The sequence below is a fragment of the Streptomyces beijiangensis genome, assembly GCF_017315755.1.
Lineage (GTDB): Bacteria > Actinomycetota > Actinomycetes > Streptomycetales > Streptomycetaceae > Streptomyces > Streptomyces beijiangensis.
The window spans coordinates 22,487-34,053 of sequence record NZ_JAFLRJ010000128.1; the positions used below are offsets into that span (position 1 = coordinate 22,487).

Consider the following 11,567-nt stretch of genomic DNA (forward strand, 5'->3'; position numbering starts at 1 on the left):
CAGGGATTCGCTAATCCCGGTAGGGAAACACCTTAGCCCGCTGTCAGTCGAGGCGAAAGATCCAGGGGGAGTTAGTTCGTCTCACATAATGAGAACAGGTGCAGCCTTGGCGGTATTAGGACATGGCCGCTCTTCGCATTGGCTGGACCTAGACACGCTCGAGTTGGCTTGAGCAGACTAAGTACTCAGATACAGCGAGGGGAACTCTCTCCTATCTTCACCTCGCATGAAGGAGCTATTAATGATGCCGGAGATCACCGCGCCGCGTTCTTGGACGGTCCCCGAGAAGCATTACATTTCGGTCCTTGAGTCGCCTTGGTATCGAAACCTGACTCAACTCCAGGATATTATCGCTCATCGGACAACCGATTTTTGGACAAGGCGTGGTGCACGCTTTCTGCACCTCCCCATCACTACTGGTTCAATCTCTAGCCCCATGGGGCGCGGGAGCGATAGCAGTCCTGTCCAGGTAAACCTGGAAGGGGTTCCTACCTACTTGGCGGACTCGATGCAGTTCATGCTCGAGTTTGGCTGCCGGCTGACGCCAGACGGTGCCTACTACCTCATGCCTTCTTTCCGCGGAGAGCCTGCGGACGAGACCCACCTGTGCCAGTTCTTCCACAGTGAAGCCGAAATCATTGGTGGCCTTGACGATGTCATCCAAGCAGTCGAGGACTACCTGAGGCATCTGGCATCGGGACTGTTGGAGTACGGGCGGGATGCGCTCATTAGCGTTGCCGGCTCAGTTGAGCACGTCGAGGCGCTGGCCTCTTCGGGCCCCCTGCCGCGCATCACGTTCGAACAGGCGGTTGAGCAGCTGGGCGAGGATCCGGCGCTGGTCAAGTCGCTGGAACCGCAGTGCCGTAGCCTCACGCGAGCAGGCGAGCGCGCTCTCATGGACCTGTACGGCGGGTATGTGTGGGTAACGCACCCTGACCACCTCAGTGTCCCCTTCTATCAAGCGTTCGATGAGAAGGATGAGTCCAAGGCGCTTGCTGCTGATCTCCTCTTTGGTATCGGAGAAACGGTCGGAGCGGGCGAACGGCACGCCAACGGCGGCGACCTGGCCAGGGCGCTGGAACTGCACGATGTGGAGGCCGAAGCCTACGAGTGGTACTCGACGATGAAGTACCGGCATCCCCAGCGCACGGCTGGCTTCGGCCTCGGAGTCGAGCGCTTCCTTCTTTGGGCGACCAAGCATGACGATATTCGCGACCTGGCGCTCCTCCTCCGCTTCAATGGGACGAACATCCTGCCCTAGGGCTAACCGGACAGTGGGGATGCGGACGAGGATCAGGCCCGAATGGGCAGGTGCGGATGCACCTCACGTCCGGTCTCAATGCGTCCGTGCTGCTCTAGCGCGTGGTCACTCTGACGTGACCTGTAGGCTCGAAGGCGGCTAGGCGTAGCTGAGTTGGCGTGTCGGAGAGCTGTGCCGGGACGAAGTCATTGCCTTCTCAAGGCGCTCAATCGAGGAGTGCAGCGCCGCGGGAGACGATGCAGCGGGCAACTTCTGCGTCACCACTGTCCAGTTGGCGAACACCGGCCCTACAGCTCTTCTCTCCAAGACTATGATCCGTAACACCTATCCTGACCACGCCCGAGAGAGTAGGCGTCACCAATGAGCGACCAGCGGCTAGTTCGCCCCGCACCTATCAGTGGCTTCCCGGAGTGGCTGCCCGAAGTCCGTATGGTCGAACAGCGATGGCTGGATCGCATTCGTGATGTCTTCGAACGGTACGGGTTTTGCTCGGTGGAAACACCTTCGGTGGAGGTCCTGGACGTTCTAATGTCTAAGGGTGACACGTCCAACGAGGTGTACACCTTGCACCGAGTCCAGAATGATGGGGGTGCTTCAGAAGCCAGGCTGGGCATGCACTTTGACCTCACAGTTCCTTTCGCGCGCTATGTGGCTCAGCACTTCAACTCGCTAACGTTTCCGTTTAAGCGCTACCAGATTCAGCGAGTCTGGCGCGGGGAGCGGCCGCAGGAGGGGCGGTTCCGTGAATTCACTCAGTGTGATATCGATGTCATCAACGTCGATCAGATCCCGAGGCACTTCGATGCGGAACTTCCGAGGATCATCCACGAGATCCTCACGGAACTTGAACTCCCGGCATGGACAATCAACATCAACAACCGCAAGGTTCTTCAGGGGTTCTACGAAGGTCTCGGCATCAGTGATCCTTTGGCAGTCATTCGCATTGCCGACAAGATCGACAAGATCGGTGCCGACGGGGTAGCCGGGCTGCTGACGTCTGAGCTGAGCCTTGAGCCGCGTCAGGTTTCTGCGTGTCTGGACCTTGCACAGATCCGTGGAACCGATGCCTCTGTTGTCGACGAGATCAGGAAGCTGGGCGTCACTTCACCCCTGCTGGATGAAGGGCTCGACGAGCTCTCCTTCGTGATGGATGAACTTTCCGACCTGCCATCTGGGAGTGTTGTCGCCGACCTGTCTATTGCTCGAGGTCTCGACTATTACACGGGAACTGTGTATGAGGGTAAATTCGTAGACTGGCCGAACTATGGAAGTATCTGTTCAGGTGGGCGCTATGAGGACCTTGCTGGATCATTTATCCGGCGAAATCTTCCAGGCATCGGCATGTCGATCGGGTTGACTCGAATCTTCGCGAAACTGGTGGCTGAAGGAATCGTGAAGCCCGGCCCGAGCTCCCCAAGCCAGGTGTTGGTAGCAGTGCCCGACGAAACCAGGTACGCCCTGGCCAGGGCTACGGCAGCGCAGCTACGCAGCCGAGGAATCAATACCGAGCTTTACCACCAAGCAGACAAGCTCTCGAAGCAGATGAGGTACGCCTCGCGCAAGGGGATCCAGTACGTATGGTTCCCGCCGTTCGACGAAGAAGGCATCCACGAGGTCAAGGATATGGCAACCGGAGATCAGGCCCCGGCAGATCCAGCCGCATGGGGGAAGTCGATCAACCCTGCCTGAGTGAGCTTGACTGCAGCCTGGAAGCGCGTCTGCACTCCCAAATGCTCTAGCAATTTCGCTAGAGTGCGGCTCAATGTACGAGGCGATACCCCCAGGTGGCGGGCGATAGACTCGTCCTTAGCCCCTAGGGCTAGCATGCGGATGATTATCAACTCGTCCGGGGTTAGTGCTTGTTTCTCTGGTATCGAATCCGTCGATACCTGCTGAATTGGCACTGCCCCGGACCAGTGGTAGTGGAAGAATGATTTCAGCGATCTGACGACCTCAATGCTCCGTATCGCGAATGCACCCAGCGATGAGTCATCTGGGTCACGCTGCACGATCGCCAACCCGTCATCGATCAGAAGCATCCGCTGCGGAAGAAAATGGGCGAGGCGTATATCGACGCCGTGGTGTGCAGCTTCAAGTAGGTACTCTCTAAGATGGTCTATCTCCAGTAGGTGGCGGGAGTAGAGAGCTTGAATTGTTACCCCGGATTCCAGAACTCCAATATCTCGCAGAATCATCTCATCTACGAGCTCCACTGGAGGCACCCCGCCTGGATGCATTGCGAGTTCCTGCTTCTCAATCTTCTCAAGTTGCGCTTCCAAGAAGCTGTTAACCTCCCCCGGGGTTAGGAGAAGTTCGATTGCTGCATCGTTGTGAGAGGCTGCCCCCACGGGGAAATCTTTGATTAGTGTTTGGATCTGTTCCTGTTGTTGGCGCAGCGATCTATGGAAATTGTCCGTCAGCTGATTCTCCGCAGTCACCAGTCGGGCGAGGGCCGCAGCGGGACTAGTGACTGAGTAGCCGCTGGCCGAGCCTGGCATCGGAGATAGCAGTCGAAGTTTCAACAATCGCTGCAAAGCTGCTTCAGCCTCAACGATGTCTACGTCAGCCTCGTCCGCGACGGCAGCTGGGTCCCAGGAAGTTCTACCCTCCGCCGACAAGTACAGCAACCGCGCTATGCCGACCACTGCATCGGTTTCACTGTGCATTTACGGGCTCCAGGTAGTGCAGGACTCGATGGACGGTCTCAACGTGCACGATTTCAGTCGGCACGCAGGCTCGCTTGGCGTCTTGCCGCGCCGCCATGAGGCGTCGACACCCAAGGGAAGGGTGGCGGTGAGCCAAGGTTGAGTCAAGGTCATCTTAATGCTGCGTACTTTCGTCCAGCATCTAGATACAAGCCAACCGTGCGAACCCACGATTCCGCTTAAGGGCTGTCCCGTAAAAGATCCTCCGTCTGACTCAGTGGGGGTACTGAACTTGAACTTGTGATGTCGGTCGGTTCGTGGCGGCGATGGCAGGAGCCAAGCTCGCCGGATGTTGTTAGCTCGGGTTCAGGACGGTGGCTGTAGCCAGCGCCGCGCTGCGGCGAGGTTCACCTCGACGTCATCGCTCCAAGAGCAGACCTCCAGCCATGAGAGGTAGCCGCCTTGCGCGAAGACCAGGACCTCTCCAGGGCACTCGCCGGTTTCGGTGAACAGCTGTGTCTCGGCAGCCACGACGGTGCCGGGGCCCGTCGGCGCGAGCTCTACCGTGCCGGCGTCAAGGTCGAAGTAGGCAGTGCCGCACCCGCACTCGCAGCGGGATTTCACCCTGAGGTGGGGCACCTGCCGTCGGAGGGCGACGTGAATAGGCTCGTCCGGATTCAGGACGAGATCAAGCACGTCGGCTACGTCCTTGGGCAGGCTGTCAGTCATGCCGCCACCGTAGCTGACCAGCAGCTTTGGGCTTCGACCAATATCGGTCCCGGGGACCGGAGGCAGTCGAGACGCTTACATATCTAGGGCCAGTCCGGTGCCGACGAGGCAGCCGTCGATGACCTCCGGCCGGTACTGCAGCATCTTCAGTTTGCGCTTCACCGCGCGGGTGATCTGGCTGAGGTCGGCAGCGGCGAGGTTGCCGATGTCACGCTTGACCAGCGACCAGATACCCTCCTGCGGGTTGAGGTCCGGGGCGTACGTCGGTAGCTGGAACACGGTGAGCCATGCGGCATTGGCCTCGAAGAACTCCCGCAGCGGCGCGACCAGGTGCATGCGCAGGTTGTCCCAGACCAGGACGATCGGGCCGCCGAGCTGGGTGTGAGCGCGGAGGACCAGGTCGCGGTAGTCCTTCCAGCCGAAGCCCTTCGGTTCGTCCTTGCGGCCCCGGTACTCGCGGATCGCGTAGATCAGCCGGGAGCGCTCGCCGGGCCTGTAGCAGGTCATCCCCGCCATGGAGACGCGGCCCGAGCCCCGTCCGCGGACCCGGACAACCGGGGTGGAGCCCCGGCGGCCCCAGGTCCTGGCACGCGGCGGCGTCATCGACTGGCCGGCCTCATCCTCGAAGACCACCCAGGCGCTGTTCACCGCCGCGGTGCTCTTACCCGCGGCCAGACCTCCCGCTGCCACAGCTCCACCGCATCGTCGTCACGCTCGATCGCGCGCAGAGCGGGCTGCTGCCAGGACCAGCCGTGCCGCCGCAGCAACCGCCACGTACCCTCCACCGTGTACGACACGTGGAACAGGCGGCCAATCAGCGTCTTCACCCGGGCCAGCGTCCACCGCTGGTCAGCCCACCCCTGTGCCAGCGGACCGCGCTCCAACTCCCGCTCCAGCCGCGCAATCTGCGTGTCCGACAGGCGCGGCCGGCCAGGCGACCCCTTCGACGCCACCCCGGCCAGGCCATCCTCGCGCCACTGACGCCGCCAGCGCTCCACCGACCGCTCCGAGACCCGCAATGCGGCAGCGATCTCCCGGTTCTTCTCTCCACCCTCGAAGAACGCCACGGCCTGGAGCCGGACCCGCTCACGAGCGGCCCTCTCAGCGTCAGTCAAGCCACCACCTTGCGGATATCTCACTCCACCAGGGGTACCGAAGCCACCTGCACGCTGTCCGGCGAACGGCCCGACATCACCCAATCAAGTTCAGTAGTCAGGGTGATCGGCGTAGGGCGCGGCGAGGTCGGGCAGGTCGGCGCATGGCCAGGTCTCGCCGTCGAACTGGCAGTCATCGCGGTTGTCCCACGGGAGTTCGGGGTCGCCCGTGGCTGGACTGAGCACGTGGCGGGCGAGCACGCGGCGCTTGGCCTCGATCTCTCGCAGCACCCGAGGCGGGTCGTGTAACGCCACATGTAGAGCGATGGTGGGATGGAATCCGGAGAGTTCTTCCTTGGCAGAAGTCGACCGTGTGCCCGTGAGCGGTCCACTCCCCGCATCCGTCCCCGTCACAGCGTCGGGCCAGGTCGGACTCTTCATCGAGCCGCGCGTAGACGAACGTCACCAGGTCTTCACTCATGGGGTCATCCTGGATGACAGGCACGCGCCGTCGCATGATTTGCATGGTGTGGACGGGTCCCCGCCGGCTGATGAGCACTGGAATGATCTTGCTGTGGCTGATGTGATCACGGTGTCTGAGCTGTCTTGGATAGCCCCGCTCACTGGGCTGAGCCCTCGCACCTTCGGGAAGTTGGTGACCGCGCTGCGCCGTGAGGGTGCGAATGCCGTGCGGCGGGGTCGGCCGTGGGGGCTGCCGCTGGAGGATCGGGTGCTGCTTGTCGCCGCGTACTGGCGCACGAACTTGACCATGCGCCAACTCGCTCCGCTCTTCGGCGTCTCGAAGTCGGCGGCCGACCGGATCATCAACCAGCTCGGGCCGCTCCTCGCGCTCCAGATGCGGCGCCGGTTCGCGCAGGGCACCGCTCCGTGGGCGGTACGTTGGTGCCCACCCGCCACCACGCCATCGGCGAGCAGTCGAAGAACTGCCGCTACTCGACCAACCACCAGGTCGTCATCGATGCCGACACGCGTTTGGTCGTCGTGGTCGGCCAACCCGTGCCCAGCAACCGCAACGACTGCAAGGCGTGGGAGGAGTCGGGCGCGAAGGCCGCCGTGGGCACGACGTTGACGATGGCCGACGGCGGCTACCCGGGCACCGGACTCCTGATGCCCCACCGCCGCACGGGCGAGGAGTTGCCTGAGTGGAAACGCGAGCACAACCGCTTGCACAAACAGGTCCGGGCCCGCGTCGAGCACGTATTCGCTCGCATGAAGACCTGGAAGATCCTCCGCGACTGCCCCCTCAAGGGTGACGGCGTCCACCATGCCATGCTCGGTATCGCCCGCCTGCACAACCTCAGCCTCGCCGGATAAACGACCGGTTCAGGCAGCAGCCCCCCCATTACCGTCTTCGTAGCCCCGCAACGGGGTTACCGGCCTCCGGAGTTGGCATGACTACCTCCCCTTGTCGAGTGCATGGCAATGCCGTTGCTTTTGGGGCGGGCAGCGCGTTGGGCCGTTCGTGTTGGTGTCGCGCTTGGAGCGCCTGGGTTTGGGGATCTTGACTCGGTCGTGTCCGCCTGAGCTGGTGGACCGTGTCGTTGCCGAGGCGGGGTGCGGGGAGAAGCGCCGTCGTCTGCTGTCGGCCCGGTTCACGGTGTACTTCGTTCTCGCGCTCTGCCTGTTCCCGCGGGTCGATTACCTGGAAGTTCTGCGCCTGTTGAAGGCGGGCGAGCCGGGGCTGAGATCTTGGTCGGGGGTGAACAAGTCGTCCCTGACCAGGGCCAGGCAGAGGCTGGGGTGGACAGTGATGCGCGATCTATTTCGCGCGATAGCCCGGCCGCAGGGACGCAGCCCCGAGCTCTTTCACGATCTGAGCGTCCTGGCCGTCGACGGAATGTTGCTGGCGGTGCCCGACTCGGCCAGCAACCGGGAAACCTTCGGCAAGTCCGGCTCCCAGCACAGTCCCATGGGCTATCCGATGGCGCGTGTGGTCGCGGTGACGGAGTGCTCCTCGCATGCGGTGCTGGACGCGGTGATTGGTGGCTGGAAGGACTCGGAGCGGATCGTTTCCGACGAACTGGAGCGGCATGTCGGCGCCGGTACGTTACTGCTGGCAGATCGCGGATTCTGGGGCCTGGCCCGCTGGCACCGCCTGCGTGAACGGGGTGCCCACCTGCTGTGGCGGACAGAGCGGCGGATGGCTCGGAGGGTCGAAGACGTCCTCGCGGACGGAAGCTACCTGGCTCGAATCCAGGCGAACAAGCACAGCAAAGCGGCCGGGACCGTCAAGGCCCCGCCGGCCCTGGTGAGGGTGGTCGAGTATCGGATCGACGGCCAGGCCGAGGTGATCCGGCTGATCACCAGTCTGATGGACCACGAGAAGTACCCGGCTGCCGAACTCGCCGAACTGTACGCGCGACGCTGGGAGATCGAGCTCGTCTTCGACGAGATCAAGACCCATCAGCGCGACAGACCCGTCCTCCGCTCACGGACTCCGGACGGCGTCCGCCAGGAGATCTTCGCCCACCTGATCGTCCACCACGCCACCCGGGGCCTGCTCGTCGAAGCCTCCCGCATCGCGCAGTGCCCGCCGGAGCGAACCTCGTTCACCCGGGCCCTGCACGTTGTCCGCCGCTCGGTGATCGCACCGACCGGCTTTTCCCCCCTCAGCACGCAGACATGACCGTCACCTCGGCCTTGCCGAGATCACCAGAGCGTTGCTGCCCCGACGACGGTCGCGTGACTGCCCACGGAAGCTGAAATCGTGCATCACCCCCTTCGGCAGCAAGGCATCCGACGAACCCGCCAGCCAGCACCGCCCAGCCGTCACCATCGCTCTGAACCACAGATGGCAGTAACCCCAAAAGCAACGGCATTGGAGTGCATGGCCCGGGGGGTGGTGTCACCGGCTCCGGAGGCACTGACAGACCGCTGATTAGGGGCATGACCACCGGCTTCTTCGCAGGTCGGGAGGCTCTTTGTAATGTGGATGTGGCGATCAGTGCCGTGGCGAGGCCGGGTGAACAGCACCGAAGGAACCACCACGTGATCGACACCAGCGACATCGACCTCTACCTCGGCCTGGACGTCGGCAAAGGCGAACACCACGCCACCGCCCTGACCCCCGCCGGGAAGAAGACCTACGACCGGCGCCTGCCCAACAGCGAGCCCAAACTCCGCGAGGTCTTCACCAAACTGCAGGCCAAACACGGCACTGTGCTTGTCATCGTCGACCAGGTCGCCTCCATCGGCGCCCTGCCTCTCGCCGTCGCCCGGAACCTGGGCTGCGAGGTGGCCTATCTGCCTGGCCTGACCATGCGGCGGATCGCCGATCTCTATCCCGGCGGAGGGCGGAAGAAGGCGGCCGAGCTGGACTCGGGGCTGCGGCCGGCACTGCTGGCGCTGGTCGAGCCCGACGAGCGGGGCGACCCGATGTCGCCGCTGCGCTGGACGACGAAGTCGACCCGGAAGCTGGCGGTGGAGCTCACCCGCCAGGGGCACCGGGTCTCCGCCGACACCGTCGCCGGCCTGCTGCGGGAGGAAGGCTTCAGCCTGCAAGCCAACGCCAAGACCATCGAAGGTGCCCAGCACCCCGACAGGGATGCCCAGTTCCGCTACCTCAACGAGCAGGCACGAGATCACAGGGACGCCGGTGACCCGGTGATCAGCGTGGACAGCAAGAAGAAGGAGCTGATCGGCGACTACAGGAACGCCGGGCACGAATGGCAGCCCGCAGGACAGCCCGTGAGGGTCAAGACGCACGACTTCCCCGGTCAGGCCGAGAAGGCAATTCCCTACGGAATCTACGACATGACGGCGAACACCGGCTGGGTCAGCATCGGCACCGATCACGACACGGCGGCGTTCGCCGTCGCCTCGATCTGCCGCTGGTGGCAGGCGGTCGGCCGGCACGACTACCCCGGCGCCCGCCGGCTGCTGATCACCGCGGACGGTGGCGGCTCCAACGGCTACCGCACCCGGGGCTGGAAGACCCAGCTCGCCGCTCTCGCCGCCGGGACCGGCCTTGAGATCACGGTGTGTCACCTGCCGCCCGGCACCTCGAAGTGGAACAAGATCGAGCACCGGCTGTTCTCCCACATCACCATGAACTGGCGAGGCAGGCCCCTGACCAGCCGCGAAGTCATGCTCCAGACCATCGCCGGAGCAATGCTCAAGACCTGTGGATCGGCCTCGGGTTGAACGCGAAGGGCGTACCTTCCCGAGTGATCGATTGATGGTCATCGAGTAGGCCGGTGCTACGAACACCGGTCGGGAAGGCACGCCCGTGCTCAGCGTAGTCAACGCCGATGGCACCACCGCCAACGGCTCCTCGCTCATCGACGAGATCGTCCGGGAAGGCGCGAGGCGGATGCTCGCCGCCGCGCTGGAGGCCGAAGTCGATGCCTATATAGCCGAGTTGGCCGACGAGAAGGACGAACGCGGGCGGCGGCTCGTGGTCCGCAACGGCCATCACCAGCCCCGGAAGGTGACCACCTCCGCCGGGAACGTCGAGGTCAAGGCCCCGCGCGTCAACGACAAGCGCATCGACGAGACGACCGGCGAGCGCAAGAAGTTCTCCTCGGCGATCCTGCCGCCCTGGGCCCGCAGGTCCCCGAAGATCAGCGAGGTACTGCCCCTGCTCTACCTCCACGGCCTGTCGTCCGGTGATTTCGTACCCGCGTTGGAGCAGTTCCTCGGATCCTCGGCCGGTCTGTCACCCGCCACCGTGACCCGCCTCACGACCCAGTGGCAGGCCGACCACAAGACGTTCGGCGAGCGCGATCTGTCCGCCACTGACTACGTCTACGTCTGGGCCGACGGCATCCACCTGCGCATCCGTCTGGAAGAGGCGAAGGCCGCCGTCCTGGTCGTCATGGGCGTGCGCGCGGATGGCACCAAGGAGCTGATCGCGATGGCCGACGGCTACCGGGAATCCTCGGAGTCCTGGGCGAGTCTGCTGCGGGACTGCCAGCGCCGGGGCATGCGCGCTCCGGTCCTGGCCGTCGGTGACGGCGCCCTCGGCTTCTGGAACGCGATGAACGAGGTCTTCCCCGAAACCCGGCATCAAAGGTGCTGGGTTCACAAGACGGCCAACTGCCTCGACAGCCTGCCGAAGTCGGCCCAGCCCGCGGCGAAAAAAGCCATCCAGGACATCTACAACGCCGAAGACAAGGAGCACGCGGCCAAGGCCGTCGCCGCGTTCGCCAAGCAGTACGGCGCGAAGTTCCCCAAGGCCGTCAAGAAGATCGTCGATGACGAGGACGAGCTGCTGGCGTTCTACGACTTCCCCGCCGAGCACTGGATCCACCTGCGGACCACAAACCCCATTGAATCGACCTTCGCGACCGTCCGGCTACGGACGAAGGTCACCAAGGGAGCCGGGTCCCGAGCTGCCGCCCTGGCCATGGTCTTCAAGCTCGTCGAGTCCGCCCAGGCCCGCTGGCGGGCCGTGAACGCACCTCACCTCGTCGCCCTTGTCCGGGCAGGCGCCCGCTTCGAACGCGGCCACCTCGTCGAGCGGCCGAAGGCGGCGGCGTGATGCGCCAAAACGGCCGACGCAGGTGGTCAGAGCCGAGAAATCACCGCGGCTACGTCCTGCTCAAGGTCGACACGGTCGAGGACACCGACTGGATGTCCCAGCCGGATGCCGCCCGCCGGCTGGGCGTCTCGCTGGCCCGCCTTGGGATGCTGATCGCCAATGGCCGCATGACACCGGCACACAACTCGGCCAGCCGGGCCGGGGTCACCATCGTCAGCGTTCAAGCCGAAGAGACTTGGCGAGCGAACGCGACAATCCGCGCGAAGATCGTCCGCCTGCTGAAGGACACGATCAACTGGTTCTGATCGATGATCCACAAGTCTTGACGATAGCTC

The 11,567-nt window shown here is 63.6% G+C and carries 9 protein-coding genes and 2 pseudogenes; 7 read left to right on the forward strand and 4 right to left on the reverse strand.

The genetic code is table 11. The features are described from left to right. Positions 1 to 244: 244 nt before the first annotated feature. Positions 245 to 1,261, forward strand: a complete 1,017-nt coding sequence (locus J0695_RS14350; protein WP_242552649.1) for an amino acid--tRNA ligase-related protein — start codon at positions 245 to 247, stop codon at positions 1,259 to 1,261. 360 nt (positions 1,262 to 1,621) lie between these two features. Further along, on the forward strand, positions 1,622 to 2,950 hold the full coding sequence (hisS, locus tag J0695_RS14355; protein WP_206962412.1) for a histidine--tRNA ligase: 1,329 nt from the start codon (positions 1,622 to 1,624) through the stop codon (positions 2,948 to 2,950). Here hisS and J0695_RS14360 read toward each other — a convergent pair. The 4 genes from J0695_RS14360 to J0695_RS14380 form a co-directional block, all read right to left on the reverse strand. Then, complete coding sequence (locus tag J0695_RS14360) at positions 2,899 to 3,927, reverse strand: helix-turn-helix transcriptional regulator (protein WP_206962413.1); 1,029 nt, start codon at positions 3,925 to 3,927, stop codon at positions 2,899 to 2,901. The two genes, hisS and J0695_RS14360, sit on opposite strands and share 52 nt — an antisense overlap. 345 nt (positions 3,928 to 4,272) lie before the next feature. Further along, positions 4,273 to 4,635: a hypothetical protein gene (locus J0695_RS14365; RefSeq protein WP_206962414.1), complete on the reverse strand. Its 363-nt coding sequence runs from the start codon at positions 4,633 to 4,635 to the stop codon at positions 4,273 to 4,275. 75 nt (positions 4,636 to 4,710) lie between these two features. After that, positions 4,711 to 5,774, reverse strand: a protein-coding gene (locus J0695_RS46265) for an IS630 family transposase (protein WP_425573247.1) whose coding sequence is annotated in 2 segments (ribosomal slippage) — positions 4,711 to 5,318 and positions 5,318 to 5,774 — 1,065 coding nt in all. Because the reading frame shifts where the segments join, the coding sequence is not laid out codon by codon here. Positions 5,775 to 5,840: 66 nt separating this feature from the next. Further along, positions 5,841 to 6,170, reverse strand: coding sequence for a DUF6221 family protein (locus tag J0695_RS14380; protein WP_242552641.1), 330 nt, complete (start codon positions 6,168 to 6,170; stop codon positions 5,841 to 5,843). A gap of 133 nt (positions 6,171 to 6,303) precedes the next feature. Between J0695_RS14380 and J0695_RS14385 the strand changes: the two are divergent. From J0695_RS14385 to J0695_RS14410, 5 genes and pseudogenes are all read left to right on the forward strand, one after another. After that, positions 6,304 to 7,064 (forward strand): annotated as a pseudogene (locus tag J0695_RS14385) (transposase family protein). A 163-nt stretch (positions 7,065 to 7,227) separates the two neighbouring features. Beyond that, positions 7,228 to 8,376 carry an IS4 family transposase gene (locus tag J0695_RS14390; RefSeq protein WP_242552642.1) on the forward strand — a complete coding sequence of 383 codons (1,149 nt, stop codon included), beginning with the start codon at positions 7,228 to 7,230 and terminating at the stop codon, positions 8,374 to 8,376. 365 nt (positions 8,377 to 8,741) lie between these two features. Beyond that, positions 8,742 to 9,869, forward strand: a pseudogene (locus J0695_RS14400) (ISAzo13 family transposase); the annotation flags it as partial. A 109-nt stretch (positions 9,870 to 9,978) separates the two neighbouring features. Next, a complete protein-coding gene (locus J0695_RS14405) occupies positions 9,979 to 11,232 on the forward strand; it encodes an IS256 family transposase (protein WP_206962416.1) in 1,254 nt (417 codons plus the stop codon). Further along, entirely contained in the window at positions 11,232 to 11,537 is a 306-nt protein-coding gene (locus J0695_RS14410) for a DNA-binding protein (RefSeq protein ID WP_242552651.1), read from the forward strand. The genes J0695_RS14405 and J0695_RS14410 overlap by 1 nt, the downstream gene beginning before the upstream one ends. Positions 11,538 to 11,567: the final 30 nt, after the last annotated feature.